General features: G+C 73.0%; 12 protein-coding genes and 1 pseudogene. 5 read left to right on the forward strand and 8 right to left on the reverse strand.

Features of this window, described 5'->3' with window-relative positions; translation table 11 throughout:
- A pseudogene (locus ACFWBT_RS25425) lies at positions 1-174 on the forward strand (sugar transporter); the annotation flags it as partial.
- 114 nt (positions 175-288) lie between these two features.
- Here ACFWBT_RS25425 and egtD read toward each other — a convergent pair.
- From egtD to egtA, 4 genes are read right to left on the reverse strand one after another with little or no spacing between them, the layout of a single operon-like run.
- Complete coding sequence (egtD, locus tag ACFWBT_RS25430) at positions 289-1,251, reverse strand: L-histidine N(alpha)-methyltransferase (RefSeq protein WP_385704327.1); 963 nt, start codon at positions 1,249-1,251, stop codon at positions 289-291.
- On the reverse strand, positions 1,248-2,039 hold the full coding sequence (egtC, locus tag ACFWBT_RS25435) for an ergothioneine biosynthesis protein EgtC (protein WP_385704328.1): 792 nt from the start codon (positions 2,037-2,039) through the stop codon (positions 1,248-1,250). The genes egtD and egtC overlap by 4 nt, the downstream gene beginning before the upstream one ends.
- A complete protein-coding gene (gene egtB, locus ACFWBT_RS25440) occupies positions 2,039-3,370 on the reverse strand; it encodes an ergothioneine biosynthesis protein EgtB (RefSeq protein WP_385704331.1) in 1,332 nt (443 codons plus the stop codon). The genes egtC and egtB overlap by 1 nt, the downstream gene beginning before the upstream one ends.
- Positions 3,367-4,704, reverse strand: a complete 1,338-nt coding sequence (gene egtA / locus ACFWBT_RS25445; RefSeq protein WP_385704332.1) for an ergothioneine biosynthesis glutamate--cysteine ligase EgtA — start codon at positions 4,702-4,704, stop codon at positions 3,367-3,369. Before egtA ends, egtB begins: the two co-directional genes overlap by 4 nt.
- A gap of 257 nt (positions 4,705-4,961) precedes the next feature.
- On the opposite strand from egtA, the gene ACFWBT_RS25450 reads away from it, so the two are divergent.
- Positions 4,962-5,795 carry a TIGR02452 family protein gene (locus tag ACFWBT_RS25450; protein ID WP_385704334.1) on the forward strand — a complete coding sequence of 278 codons (834 nt, stop codon included), beginning with the start codon at positions 4,962-4,964 and terminating at the stop codon, positions 5,793-5,795.
- Between the two features lie 39 nt (positions 5,796-5,834).
- Here ACFWBT_RS25450 and ACFWBT_RS25455 read toward each other — a convergent pair whose 3' ends face one another.
- The 4 genes from ACFWBT_RS25455 to ACFWBT_RS25470 all read right to left on the reverse strand — a co-directional run bounded on the left by ACFWBT_RS25455 (position 5,835) and on the right by ACFWBT_RS25470 (position 9,966).
- Positions 5,835-6,281, reverse strand: a complete 447-nt coding sequence (locus tag ACFWBT_RS25455; RefSeq protein ID WP_385704337.1) for a type II toxin-antitoxin system PemK/MazF family toxin — start codon at positions 6,279-6,281, stop codon at positions 5,835-5,837.
- Between the two features lie 233 nt (positions 6,282-6,514).
- Positions 6,515-8,005 carry a flotillin family protein gene (locus ACFWBT_RS25460; protein WP_385704340.1) on the reverse strand — a complete coding sequence of 497 codons (1,491 nt, stop codon included), beginning with the start codon at positions 8,003-8,005 and terminating at the stop codon, positions 6,515-6,517.
- Between the two features lie 291 nt (positions 8,006-8,296).
- Positions 8,297-8,521 carry a hypothetical protein gene (locus ACFWBT_RS25465; protein WP_385704342.1) on the reverse strand — a complete coding sequence of 75 codons (225 nt, stop codon included), beginning with the start codon at positions 8,519-8,521 and terminating at the stop codon, positions 8,297-8,299.
- Positions 8,522-8,541: 20 nt separating this feature from the next.
- On the reverse strand, positions 8,542-9,966 hold the full coding sequence (locus ACFWBT_RS25470; protein ID WP_385704344.1) for an amidase: 1,425 nt from the start codon (positions 9,964-9,966) through the stop codon (positions 8,542-8,544).
- 169 nt (positions 9,967-10,135) lie between these two features.
- Between ACFWBT_RS25470 and ACFWBT_RS25475 the strand changes: the two genes are divergently transcribed.
- From ACFWBT_RS25475 to ACFWBT_RS25485, 3 genes are all read left to right on the forward strand, one after another.
- A complete protein-coding gene (locus ACFWBT_RS25475) occupies positions 10,136-11,170 on the forward strand; it encodes a LacI family DNA-binding transcriptional regulator (protein WP_385704345.1) in 1,035 nt (344 codons plus the stop codon).
- Between the two features lie 91 nt (positions 11,171-11,261).
- Positions 11,262-12,440, forward strand: coding sequence for a 4-hydroxybenzoate 3-monooxygenase (locus ACFWBT_RS25480; RefSeq protein ID WP_385704348.1), 1,179 nt, complete (start codon positions 11,262-11,264; stop codon positions 12,438-12,440).
- A gap of 142 nt (positions 12,441-12,582) precedes the next feature.
- Positions 12,583-14,019: an aldehyde dehydrogenase family protein gene (locus tag ACFWBT_RS25485; RefSeq protein ID WP_385704381.1), complete on the forward strand. Its 1,437-nt coding sequence runs from the start codon at positions 12,583-12,585 to the stop codon at positions 14,017-14,019.
- Positions 14,020-14,032: the final 13 nt, after the last annotated feature.

Here is a 14,032-nt window from a genome sequence, read left to right on the forward strand (position 1 = left end):
GGGGGTGCCGCACACGGCCGGGCGACCCCGGCCTCACCCCAGTGGGCCGCCGTCGAGGCCGACAACCCGATCAAGGACTGCATGTCGAAGATCCTCGGCGGAGCCGACCCGGCCACGGAGGCCCGGCGCGCCTCCGGCCGCATCACGAAGATCCTCGAGGCCGACCGAAGGTGAGGGCGCGGCCTCCCGCACCAGGACCTGTCCGGGCCGCCACGGCGAACACCGGGCTGTGCGGCCGCCGTCCCGGCCCCGACCGCGCACCTCCGCCGTGACAGCCCGGACAGGGTGCTACGCCGCCGAGCTCAGCGACAGGGCGAAGCGGCCCTCCGCGTCCGTCCACCAGTGGGTCAGGCCGAAGCCCGCCGCGGCCAGTTCACCGCGGACGCCGTCCTCGCGGAACTTCGCCGAGATCTCGGTCCGCAGTTCCTCGCCCTCCGTGAAGTGGACGGCCAGGTCGAGGGCCGGGATCTTCACGGTCTGCGCGGTACGCGACCGCAGCCGCATCTCGATCCACTCGTGCTCGGCGTCCCAGAGCGCGACATGCTCGAACGCGTCGAGGTCGAAATCGGCGCCGAGTTCCCGGTCGACGACGCTCAGCACGTTCTTGTTGAACGCCGCCGTCACCCCCGCCGCGTCGTCGTAGGCGGTGACGAGGACCGACTCGTCCTTGACCAGGTCGGTACCGAGCAGCAGGGTGTCGCCGGGTGACAGCAGCGACCGTACGGACGCCAGGAACGTCGCGCGCTCGGCGGGCAGCAGATTGCCGATGGTGCCGCCGAGGAAGGCCACGAGCCGCGGCCCGGGGGTGCCCGGGAGCGCGAGACCGCCGGTGAAGTCGGCGATCAGCGCGTGGACGTTCAGGCCCGGCCGCTCGGCGATCAGCGCGTGTCCGGCCTGGGTGAGCGCGCTCTCGCTGACGTCCACGGGTACGTAGGTGTGCAACTCCGTCAGCGCGTCCAGCAGATGGCGGGTCTTCTCCGACGAGCCGGAACCCAGCTCGACGAGGGTGCGCGCACCGCTCGCCGCGGCGATCTCGCCGGCCCGCGCGAGCAGGATCTCGCGTTCGGCGCGCGTCGGGTAGTACTCCGGGAGTTCGGTGATCTTCTCGAAGAGCTCGCTGCCGTGGGCGTCGTAGAACCACTTCGGCGGCAGTGTCTTGGGCAGGTGTCCGAGGCCGTGCAGGACGTCGGCGCGCAGGGCCGCGTCCGTGGTGTCCTCGGGAAGGGTGCGGGTCAGCAGGAACGGACTCACGTACGGGGCTCCTTGCGCTGTGCGGATGCCATGTCGTCGCTCATGTCCTTGAGCGGGGTGAGTAGGACCTCGGTGCGGCTCGCCGTGAGGAGGGTGTGGTCGGGGACCTCCCGCCAGCGCGGGTCGTCGTCGTGCGGCTCGGAGGCCACGACGGTGCGACGGCCCGGCTCGGCGAGGTACCAGAGGGTGTCGCCCCAGGCGGTCGCGGTGATGGTCTCGCCGTTGGTGAGGAGCAGGTTGAGCCGGGACCCGGGAGCCGCCTCGGCGACCTCCAGGACCGTGTCGGCCAGCGCCTGGCTCTCCTCGTCACCGGCGCGCAGCCGGTGCAGGACCAGCGCCCAGACGAACGCCGAGTCGCACCGGGCCTCCAGCGACAGCAACTCGGCCGGGGGCAGGCCCGATACGAGCGGGGCGAGCGCGTCGGGCCACCCGGCGACCGCGCCGTTGTGGCTGAACAGCCAGGGGCCCGCGGCGAACGGCGCCGCCGCGGCCTCGCCGTCCGCGCCCGCCACGGTCGCGTCCCGCACCGCGGCGAGCAGCGCCCGGGTCCCGACCACCCGGGCCAGGTCCGCGAACGACTGGTCGCCCCAGATGGGCCCGGTGCGCCGGTACCGGGCCGGCACCGGGTCTCCCTCGGCATACCAACCCACGCCGAAGCCATCGGCGTTGACCGTCCCGTGCCGCTGCCGCCGGGGCGCCCACGACTGCCGGAACAGGCTGTGCTCCGGCTCGACGAGGAGCGCACCGAGCCGCTCCGCGTCGCCCAGGTACGCCAGATGACGGCACATCAGGACTCCCCGTCGCGGGCGGTGCGGAACCCGGAGAAGATCTGCCGCCGGATCGGGTAGTCCCAGTTGCGGAACGTGCCCCGGCAGGCGACCGGGTCCACCGCGAACGAACCGCCGCGCAGCACCTTGTACTCCGGACCGAAGAACACCTCCGAGTACTCCCGGTAGGGGAAGGCCACGAAGCCGGGGTAGGGCTCCAGATCGCTCGACGTCCACTCCCACACGTCGCCGATCAACTGCCGTACGCCGAGCGGCGACTCACCCGCCGGATAGCTTCCGGCCGGGGCCGGGCGCAGATGGCGCTGGCCCAGGTTGGCGTGGTCCGGTGTCGGGCCGGCGTCACCCCACGGATAGCGCGTGGAACGGCCGGACACCGGGTCGTGGCGGGCCGCCTTCTCCCACTCGGCCTCGGTGGGCAGCCGCCGCCCCGCCCAGCGCGCGTACGCGTCGGCCTCGTACCAGCACACGTGCAGGACGGGCTCGTCGGGCGGCACGACCTCGGTGACGCCGAAGCGGCGCCGCAGCCACTGTCCGCCCTCGCGCCGCCAGAACTGCGGGGCCTCGATGCCGTGCGTGCGGATGTGGTCCCAGCCCGCGGGGGTCCACCAGCGTGCCTCGTCGTAACCGCCGTCCTCGATGAAGGCCTGGTACGCGGCGTTCGTCACGGGAGTGGTGTCGATGAAGAACGACGGGACCGTACGCCGGTGCGCGGGGCGTTCGTTGTCGAGCGCCCACGGCTCGGTGGAGGTGCCCATCACGAACGGGCCGCCGGGCACCAGGACTTCGGCGGGGCCGGTGAACGACGGCGCGGGCGCGGGGTCCGGCGCCGTGAGCACGGCGGGCCCCGTGCGGAGCTGATGGGTGATCAGCATGGTCTCGTCGTGCTGCTGTTCGTGCTGCGCGATCATGCCGAACGCGAACCCCGCCTCGGTCAGCCGGGTGCCCCGGAACGCGGTGCTCTCCAGGACGTCCAGCGCCCGGCCGCGCACCTCGGCGGCGTACGTACGGGCCTCGGCGGGCGCCAGCAGCGGCAGGGACGGCCGCTCGGAGCGCGGGTGCTCGAACGCGTCGTAGAGCCGGTCGATCTCGGGCCGCATGGCCTCACGCCCCGCGACCGTCCGCAGCAGCCACAGCTCCTCCTGGTTGCCGATGTGCGCGAGGTCCCACACCAGCGGGGACATCAACGGCGAGTGCTGCGCGGTCAGATCGGGGTCCTCCACACACGAGGTGAGGAGGGCGGTGCGGTCGCGGGCCGTGGTGAGCGCGTCCAGCGCGCGCCGCCTCAGCGACTCCGGATCGGTGAGCGCGTCGGTGGCGGTCATCTCGGTCATGTGCTCATGTCCTTCCCGTCGAACCGGCCCTGCGAGCGGCCTTCGGCGCCGCGCCCGGACGAACCGTCGTGCCGGGACCGGGCCGCGACGGCCAGGTCGTCGGCGGGGCAGCGGCCGCGTGCCACGTAGCGGTCGGTGAACTCCGCCACCGCGTCGAGGACCTCGGGGCCGGCGCCGAGCCGGGGCAGTGCCTCGGACGCCGCCGCGAAACAGATCGCCGCGGCCTCGCGCAGCTCCGGATCGGCGAGGCCGAACCGGGCTGCGTCCTCCCACAGCGGGTTGCGGGGCGCCGGAGCCGGGCCGGCCCGCTCCGCGAGAGGCTTGACGGTGCGGTAGGCGATCTCGGCCGCGTCCGGGTCGTCGAAGAGCGCCGCCGTCACCGCGAGCGGCACGATCCAGCCGTTCTCGCCCGGTTGCGCGTCGATCATCCGGAGTTCCAGATGACCGCGCGGCCGCACCGGCGGGAACAGCGTCGTCAGGTGGTAGTCGAGGTCCTCCCGGTCCGGCGGCTCGTCGGACCGGGTCCAGTCCCGGAAGCTCAGTCCCTCCGGGACGTCCCAGGGCCCCTCGGGCGCACGCACGCACATCACCGGCGCGTCCAGCACATGCCGGGCCCAGGCGGCGCGCGGGTCGCCGCCCAGCGCGGGCGCGTCGGTGCGGCCCGGGTCCATGGACGCCCACAGCGACTGCCGTGTGGAACGCCAGCCGGTGTGGCGGCCCCGTGCCATCGGCGAATGGGCGAACGCGGCCACCAGGACCGCGCCGAGCTGGTGGGCCAGCCACCAGCGGCGCCCGTGCCCGAGCGGGCCCGGTTCCTCGTATCCCGCGTCCAGGCACACCTGGACGGAGGCCGACGTGCACATCATGGCGCGGCCCTCGGGTCCCGCGCGGTCGAGGTACTGCTCCATGGCGTCGTACCGGGGCTCACGGAGATAGCGGCTCGGGGGGTTCCAGGGGTCCTGGCCGTATCCACTGAGGCCGAGTCCCGCCTCGCGCAAGCCTGCGCGTACGGCGTCGAGGTCGGCCGAGACGGACCCCACGCACTCCATCAGGGAGGTGGCGGGAGCGGAGCTCAGCTCCAGCTGTCCACCGGGTTCGACCGTGAGCGCCGAACGCAGGGGCAGGGTCCGCAGTGCGGCGTACGCCGCTTCGAGTCGTTCAGGTGGTACGGGGAGCTGCGGCCTGCGCAGCTCGTGGACGAGCCATTCAACTTCGACACCGAGGAAGCGGGGCGGACCGGTCTTGAAGCAGATGCCGCGGACTAGCGCCTCCACTTCGGCCTCGGTGACGGCGGAGCGTCGTGGCTCCGTACAGTCACTCACCGAATCGGACATGTGGGGATCCTCCTGAGATTCCACCATGCCGCCGGCCCGGGGTCTGGTGGGCCGGACCGGCAATCACCTGTCCTACCCAAGACCCTCGCGGCGGTTCGCACAAGGGTGCAAATTGTCGCTTTCGGGACCGGGAACCACTGTTTGCGGGGCCGCGAAACTCTGTTGCGCCGCAGGACCAGCATCGCTCACGATGCGTTCATGGGCACGACGGGGGAGCGCACGCAGGCCGTGCTCGTGGCGCGTACGGGGGTGGCGCCATGAGCGCGCGCCTGCGTGCGATCGCCCGGGAGACCGAGGAGATCGTGGCGGCGGGCGGCTATCGAGGGCCCGCCGGCGGCGCGGTGTCCATCGCCCCGGCGGTCGAGGCGGCGCGGGCCGGTACGCGCCTGCACGGACCGGAACCGGTGGATACACCGTCGGTGACTTCGGTCGGCACATCGTTCGAGGTCACGGGCGAGAGCAGCCTGGAAGCGGCCCGCCGGCTGACCGCCCTGGGCGGGGATCCGGTCGCCGTCCTGAACTTCTCCTCGGCCCGCAATCCCGGGGGCGGCTATCTGAACGGCGCCCAGGCCCAGGAGGAGGCCCTGTGCCGGGCCTCCGCGCTGTACACCTGCCTGCTGCGGGCCCGGGGGTTCTACGACCATCACCGCGCCCACCGCGACGCGTTCTACACGGACCGTGTCATCCACTCACCCGGCGTACCCGTCTTCCGTGACGACCGCGGCCGGCTCCTCGACGAGCCGTTCCCGGCCGGATTCCTGACCGCGGCGGCCCCGAACGCGGGAGTCGTCCTGCGCGCCACCCCGCAGCGCGCGGCCGACCTGCCGGGCGCGCTCGCGACCCGCGCCGAACGGGTCCTGGAGACGGCCGCCGCCCACGGCTACCGCCGCCTGGTCCTCGGCGCCTGGGGCTGCGGGGTGTTCCGGAACGACCCGGCGCAGGTGGCGGGCGCCTTCCGGGGACTGCTGGTCGAGGGCCGTTTCGCGGGGTACTTCGACCACGTGGTGTTCGGAATCCTGGACCGCACCCCGGGCCGGACGACACACCAGGCATTCGAGCAGGCGTTCGCATTCGAGCTCAGGGGAACATGACGGGCCCTCCTCCGGCGGTTCGCCCCCGGAACCACACGCTCAGCGCCAGCCGTACCGCTCCCGCAGCCGGTGCACCACGGAGTTGAAGCGCATCCGGTCCAGCGCGCAGGCCTCCCGTCGCATCCCCTCCTCGTGCAGCCGGAGCACCCGGTCCACACCCACCCACGAGTCCCGCCCGGTCCGGTCCCACGGCCCGCTCCCGATAGCGACCCACTCGCGGTCGCCGTCGTGGCGCTTGCTGGAGAGCTGGACGGCGAGCAGCGTGCCCGCGACCTCCCGGGCCACGACCAGCACCGGGCGGTCCTTGCCCCGGCCGTCGTTCTCCTCGAACGGCACCCAGGTCCAGACGATCTCGCCGGGATCGGGGTCTCCGTCGTGCGCGGGGGAGTACTCGGTCTTCACGGGGCCGACCTCGCGGGGCTCGGCCTCGGAGGTCGCGGAGGGGCCGTAGCGGCCGGGGACGTCTTCTTCGGTAGAGGCAGTCACGCGGGCCACGGTAGAGCCCCCGCGGGAGAAGACGCCGGGCGGGTCCACGTCCGTACGGCATCGGGCGTACGGGAGCCGTGCTCCAACTCCCGTACGCCCGAGCCTCACCGCGTCGAAGCGCCCGTGTCGGTGCCCGTGCGCCCGAGCCTCACCGCGTCGAAGCGCCCGTGTCCGTGCGCCTCACCGCGTCGCCCTCGTCCCTCGCTCGCGTCCCGCGCGTTCACCCGTCGGCGTCACCTCTCGTCCTTCTCGACGGGCACCTTCTCGGTGCGGGGCGGCACGAATCCGTTGACCCCCGCCGCCGGGCTCTTGGCCTGACTCCCCTCCGCGTTCATCGACGAGAGCAACTGGCGTGCCAGGCCCAGGCCGGTGCCGCCCATGGTGAGCGCCTTGGCGAACAGGTCCGACATGCCGTCGGCCCCGTTGAGCAGCACCATGTGATCCACGTTGCCGAACGCGCTCGCGCCCGCCTGGACGATCTCCGGCCAGTTCTCGGCGAGTTGCTGGGCGACCACCGCCTCCTGGTTCTCGGCGAGTGCGGCGGCCCGCGCCTTGATGGTCTCCGCCTCCGCGAGGCCCTGTGCGCGGGTCGCCTCGGCGGCGGCGAGACCCTTGGCCTGGGCGGCTGCCGCCTCGGCCTCACCGGTGGCGCGGGTCGCCGTCGCGGCGGCCGCACCCCGGGCCTTCGTGGCCTCTGCCTCCGCGTCGGCGGCGGTCTTGACCCGGTTCGCCTCGGCCGCGGCGGCCAGTTCGGTCTCCTTGGCCTTGGCCTGTGCCGCCGAGATGCGCGCGTCACGCTCGGCCTCGGCACGGGCCCGCGTCTCGTACGCCTGGGCGTCCGCGGGCTTGCGGACGTCCGCCTGGAGCTGCTGCTCACGACGGAGGGCGTCGAGCTCGGCGATCCGGGTCTCCTGCACGACGACGTCCTGCCGGGCCGCGGCGTCGGCGAGCGGTCCGGCCTGCCGGGCCTTCGCCGCCGCCTTGTCGCGCTCGGCCTGGTAGCCGGCCTGGAGGATCTCGCTGTCCCGGGTCGCCTCCGACATCCGGGCCGCGGCCTTCTGCTCGGCCTCGGTGGCCAGCCGGTTCGCCTCCGCCTGCGCGATGCGCGCGTCCCGCTGGACGGCGGCGGCGTGCGGCATCGCGAGGTTCTTGATGTACCCGGTCGGGTCCTCGATCTCGTGGATCTGCAGCGAGTCGACGATCAGACCGAGCTTCTCCATCTCCGTACCGCACGCGGCCCGCGTCTGGCCGGTCAGCTTCTCCCGGTCGCGGATCATGTCCTCGACGGTCAACCCGCCGACGATGGACCGCAGATGACCGGCGAACACGTTGTGCACCCGCTCGGCCATCATCTTCTGCTGGTCGAGGAAGCGGCGGCCCGCGTTGGCGATCGACACGAAGTCGTCGCCCACCTTGAAGATGACCACGCCCCGCACCTTCAGCGGAATGCCCTGGGTGGTCACGCAGTCCACGTGCAGTTCGGTCTCGTTGAGGTCGAGCGAGATCTTCCGTACCGCCTGCACACCCGGCATGACCAGCGTGCCGCGCCCCGTCACGATGCGGAATCCCATGCCTTCTTCAAGGCCTTCGGTCCGGTGCTTCGAACCGGAGATGATGAGTGCTTCGTTGGGCTCCGCGACACGCCACATGAGCTTGAAGACCACAACGATGAAGATCAGTGCGAGGACAACCGCCCCCGCCACGACGCCGATGACCATCGGCATACGCCCCCTTTGGATGGTGCCCTGTCGGCACCGAACGAACGGGAGTGTGCTCCTTGCCGACACCCGGGTACAGAGGTCGGCGAATCCTTGTTGCGTTCTTGACGCATACGACTCTCACCTGGGACGAGGTCGGCTCAACTGTCGTACAGGCGGAGTGAGTTCGCTGCCCTTCCAGGGGGGCGGTCGGGTACCTTCGGCGTCGCCGCGCGGGCAGGCTCGGGCCGAGCCTGCCCTCGACCCCGCCGCACGGGCGAAAGCCGTGAGCGCCGCCGACCCTCGTCCCGGTGCTCGTCAGTCGTCGTACGCGGCCGAGACGTACACCGTGCGCGGCGGCAGGTACTCCACCACCATCACCACCGTGCCCCGTTCGATGCGGTCCTTCGAGGAGGCCGGGTAGGCGAGGAAGTGCTCGGCGCCACCGCGCACCCGGACGATCACCTCGCCGACGAGCCCGGGCCCGACCGTGCCGGAGACCCGCCCCATCAAACCGACCATCGACGCATCGCCCATGGTCACAGCGTAAGGCTGGAACTCCCTTACGCGGCCGGGGAGTCCGCGACGGCCTCGTATGTCGGCCACTCCTCGTGCCAGCGCCGGTCCGCCTCCAACTGCGCCGCCAGCGACACGAGCAACGGCTCGCTGTCCGCCGGGCCGAGCAACTGCGCGCCGACCGGGAGCCCTTCGCCGACGAAGCCCGCGGGGACGTTCACGCCGGGCCAGCCGAGGATGTTCCACGGCCAGGCGTACGGGCAGGCGGCGATCATGGCCCGGTCGGTGCCGAAGCCGCTCAGGCCGAGCAGCTCGCCGATCCTCGGCGGGGGAGCGGCGGTCGTCGGCGCGAGCAAGACGTCGTAGGTGTCGAAGAGGGCGCCGATGCGCCGGTGCAGGGTGGCCTCGGCCCGGCGGGCCACCCGCAGCGGCGCTCCGCCGAGCAGCCGGCCGAGGCGCGCCGCGTCGCGGGTGCGCCGGTCGAGGAGTTGGGGGAACGGCACGTCACGCACGTGCTCCGCGATGCCGGCCGTGGCGCGCGGGACGAACGTGAGCCCGATCTGCCCGTAGCGCGGATCGGCCTCCTCCACCGTGTGCCCGAGCCCGGCGAGCCGCTCCGCGAGCGCGACGACCTTCGCCCGTACGGCGGGGTCGAGCCGGGCGGGCAGCGCGGTGAAGGGCGGTTTCAGCGACAGTGCGATGCGCAGCCGGCCCGGATCGCGGTCCACGGCGTCACGGACGCGCAGCGCGGCGGGCCGGTGCAGATCGCCCTCGTGGTGGCCGCTGGCCGCGTCCAGCAGCAGGGCCGCGTCCGCGACCGTGCGGGCGAGTGTGCCGTTGACCGTGATGCCCTGGAAGGACTCCGGGCGCGGCCAGGTCGAGATCCGGCCGCGCTGCGGCTTGATGCCGATCAAGTGCGTCCATGCGGCCGGGATGCGCACGGAGCCCGCGCCGTCCGAGCCCAGCGCGGCGGGGACCAGACCCGCGGCCACGGCGGCCGCGGAGCCTCCCGACGAGCCGCCCGGAGTGTGCCCGTGGTGCCAGGGGTTGCGGGTCGCGCCGAAGGCCGGGCCCTCGGTGAAGGGCCACTGGCCCAGCTCACAGGTGTTGGTCTTGCCGATCACGACGGCACCGGCCGCGCGCAGCCTGCGGACCGCCTCGCCGTCCTCGGCCACCGGCGGGAAGTCGCCCGGGCAGCCGAACGCGGTCGGCTCGCCCGCCACGTCCATGTCGTCCTTCACCGCCAGCGGCACCCCGAGCAGCGGCAGCCGGCGGCCCGCCGCCAGCTCCTTGTCCGCCGCGTCGGCCTCGGCGAGGGCCGCCTCGGCGCGCACCAGCCGGAAGGCGTTCAGCGTGGGCCGGGCGGCCTCGATCCGGGCGAGCGCCCGCTCGACGAGCTCGCGCGAGGTCACCTCGCCGTCGGCCAGGGCACGCACGCTCTCGGTCAGGCCTGCGGCACGGTCGGGAGCCATCCGGGTCACCTCCGAAGCAGTTGTCTACCGAACGGTAACCTCTGTGCGGGCTCATCGGTACGGGATGAGCAACTCGCTTTGCGGAAGGGGGAGTTCCGGGCGTCGGGGAGCCGTCCGGGTGCCCCGGCACGAAGCGGCGTTCAGGGGTTCTGCAAGGATGCGGTACGTCATGGTGCAGATACCGAAGCAGCCCGCCCAGCAGTCGCCCGCGCAACGACCGGTGCCGACGAGTGCCGACGTGGCACGCCTCGCGGGTGTCTCGCGCGCCACCGTCTCGTACGTCCTGAACAACACCAGTGCCGTCCGCATCAGCGAACCCACCCGGCGCCGGGTCCGGGAGGCCGCCGAGGAACTCGGGTACGTCCCGCACGCCGCGGCCCGCAGTCTGCGCGCCGGGCACAGCCGCATGGTCCTGATGCCCGCCCCGAGCGTACCCGTGGGCCCCCTCTACAGCCAGTTCTTCTCCGAGCTCCAGGGGGCGCTCGGCCGGCTCGACTACACCGTCGTGCAGTACGGCAGCCTCGGGCTGCGCGGCGACGAGGCCGCCCGCGCCTGGGCCGAGTTGCGGCCCGTCGCCGTCCTCGTGCCGGGCACCGGGCTCGGCACGCAGGGTGTGGCGGTCCTCAAGCGGGCCGGCGCCCGCGCCGTGGTCACGCTGGGCCCCGAACGGGTCGAGGGCGCCCACGCGCTGCTCATGGACCACGACCGTGTCGGCCACTGCGCGGGCGTCCATCTGCTGTCCGTGGGCCGCCGCCGCATCGGCGTGGTGATGCCCGAGGAGACGGGCCTGGAGATCTTCTCCAAGCCCCGCCTCGACGGCGTACGGCGGGCCCTGCACGGCACGGACGCGACGGTGGCCGAGCTTCCCCTGGCGTACGAGGAGGAGGCCGCCGCCGACCTGGCGGCGCGCTGGCGTTCCCTCGGCCTCGACGCCGTCTTCGCGTACAACGACGAGTACGCGATGCTCCTCATGCGCGCGCTTCAGGACGAGGGCGTAGCCGTCCCGGACGAGGCCGCCGTCGTCGGCGCCGACGACCTCATGCTCGGCCGGCTGCTCCGGCCCCGGCTGAGCACCGTCCACATCGAGCTGCCCTCCGGCCGGGACCTCGCCGAACTGGTCGACCGCGCCGTCCGTGAGCCGGGCGCCGAGCCCGAGACGCACGAGGTACTGGGCGCACGCGTCGTGCACCGCGCGTCCAGCTGAGAGAGGCTGGGCCTGTTCGCCCGGCCCGCGCGGCCGGGGCTGGTCCCCCGCCGGAGCTCCGCCCGGCGGCATCGGACACCGGAGGCGCGTCATGCGGACCACGGTCGGCGTCATCGGCGGCGGCCCGGCAGGGCTTCTGCTGGCCCGGCTGCTGCACCGGACGGGGATCGACTGCGTCGTCCTGGAGTGCAGGACGCGCGCGTACGTGGAGCGGCGCCAGCGGGCCGGCATGCTGGAACAGGGCACGGTCGACGCGCTGCGCGCGTGCGGCGCGGGAGGGCGGCTGGACGCCGAGGGCCTGGTCCACCACGGCATCGAGCTGCGCTTCGACCGCGAGCGCCACCACATCGACTTCCCCGTGCTCACGGGCGGCCGTACGGTCACGATCTACGCCCAGACGGAGATCGTGAAGGATCTCGTCGCCCTCCAACTCGAGGGCGGGCCACCGCTGTTGTTCGAGGCGGAGGCGCTGGCCGTGGAGAAGCCGGAGAGCGACTCACCCGTCGTGCGGTTCGTGCACGAAGGGCGCGAGCGGACATTGAGCTGCGACTACGTGGTCGGCTGCGACGGCTTCCACGGCATCGCGCGCGCCGCGTTCCCGGCCGGGACGAGCCGCTCGTACGCGCACGACTATCCGTACTCCTGGCTCGGGATCCTCGCCGATGTGCCGCCCTCCTGCGAGGAGTTGATCTACGCCCGGGGCGCCACCGGCTTCGCCCTGCACAGCATGCGTTCCCCGTCGGTCTCCCGGCTCTACCTCCAGGTCCCGAACGGCACCGACGCCGCCGACTGGCCCGACGAACGCGTCTGGGACGAGCTGGCCGCGCGTTTCGCCGTCGACGGGGACTGGCGGTTGGAGCGTGGCCCCGTCACTGCCAAGTCGGTCACCCCGATGCGCAGTTGGGTCCACGAACCCCTGCGCCACGGGCGGCTGTTCCTCGCCGGGGACGCCGCCCACATCGTGCCGCCGACCGGTGCCAAGGGGCTCAACCTCGCGGTGTCCGACGTGCGGCTCCTGGCGCGCGGTTTCGCCGAGCTGCGGCACACCGGATCGAGTGAACTCCTGGACCGTTACTCGGATCTGGCTCTCGAGCGTGTGTGGCAGGCGACGCGCTTCTCGTACGACATGACTAGGATGTTGCACGCTCAACAAGATGGCGATGCCTTCGAGACCCGGATGCAGCTCGCACGACTGCGCCGGATCACGGCATCCCGTCCCGCCGCCGCCGAACTGGCCGCGAACTACACGGGACTTCCACTCGCCCTGTGAGTTCGCCAGGTCCCCGAGACAGGGACCCGAAGGCCCCTGAAGCCCCGGAAGTCCCGGAAGAGACACCGGAAGAGACAGAAGCCCCGAGCCGTAGGGGACCGCCGAGGTCCGCTGGTGATCAGTGAACGATCGGAGAGCCGACATGCCGCTGCTCGACCCCACGACCTGGCAGTCCCGCCCGCTCTCGGGCGGTGAGTACGCCGTCACCGAGCCCGCCACCGGTGAGGGCCTCGGCACCGTCACGCTCGCCGCCGCCGAGGACATCGCGACGGCCGCGCGGACCGCCCGCGCCGCCCAGGCCGAGTGGACCAGGGCCCCGCACTTCGCGCGCGCCGCCGTACTGCGCAGAGCGGGGGACCTCTTCACGGCGCACGCCGACGAGCTGCGCGACTGGATCGTGCGGGAGTCCGGCTCCATCCCGGGCAAGGCGGACTTCGAGCTGCACGTCGCCGCCCAGGAGTGCTACGAGGCGGCCGCTCTCGCCTCGCGCCCGACGGGCCAGGTCCTGCCCTCGGAGGCGCCGCGCCTGTCGTACACGCGACGCGTCCCGGTCGGGGTCGTGGGCGTGATCGCGCCCTTCAACGCGCCGCTGATCCTCTCGATCCGCTCAGTCGCCCCGGCGCTCGCGCTCGGCAACGGCGTCGTCCTGAAACCGGACCCGCGCACCGCCGTGTGCGGCGGCCTCGCGCTCGCCGCCGTCCTCGCCGAGGCGGGACTTCCGGACGGGCTGCTGCAGGTGCTGCCCGGAGGCCCCGAGGCCGGCCGCGCACTGGTCGCCGACCCCTTGGTCCCGGTCATCTCCTTCACGGGCTCGACCGCCGCCGGACGCGCGGTCGGTGAGGCGGCGGGCCGTCATCTCAAGCGCGCACACCTGGAGTTGGGCGGGAACTCCGCCCTGGTCGTCCTCGCGGACGCCGATCTCGACGCGGTCATCTCCACGGCGGCCTGGGGTTCGTTCTTCCACCAGGGCCAGATCTGCATGACGACCGGCCGCCACCTGGTCCACGCCTCGCTGTACGAGGAGTACGTCGAGCGGCTGGCCGCCAAGGCCGACTCGCTGGCCGTCGGCGACCCGCACCGCGAACAGGTGCACCTCGGACCCATCATCGACGACGCCCAACTCGCCAAGATCCACGGGTTGGTGGAATCCAGCACGGCACACGGCGCGAAGCTGGCGGCGGGCGGTACGCACGACCGGCTCTTCTACCGGCCGACGGTGCTCGCCGGAGTCGACGACGCGACCCCCGCGTACGCCGAGGAGGTCTTCGGTCCGGTCGCGCCGGTCCGTTCCTTCAGCGGCCTGGACGAGGCGGCGGCCCTCGCGTCCGCGGGACCGTACGGCCTGGCGCTGGGCATCGTCACCCGGGACACCGCGCGCGGCCTCGACCTCGCCGAGCGCATCCCGACCGGAATCGTCCACATCAACGACCAGACCGTCAATGACGAGGCCGTCGCTCCCTTCGGCGGTACCGCCGCCTCCGGCACCGGCGCCCGCTTCGGCGGTGAGGCCAATCTGGAGGCCTTCACCGACGTGCGGTGGACGACGGTGCGCGGGGACGTGGCCGCGTACCCCTTCTAGAGGATCCCGGGCC

This window comes from Streptomyces sp. NPDC060027 (assembly GCF_042737005.1).
GTDB lineage: Bacteria > Actinomycetota > Actinomycetes > Streptomycetales > Streptomycetaceae > Streptomyces.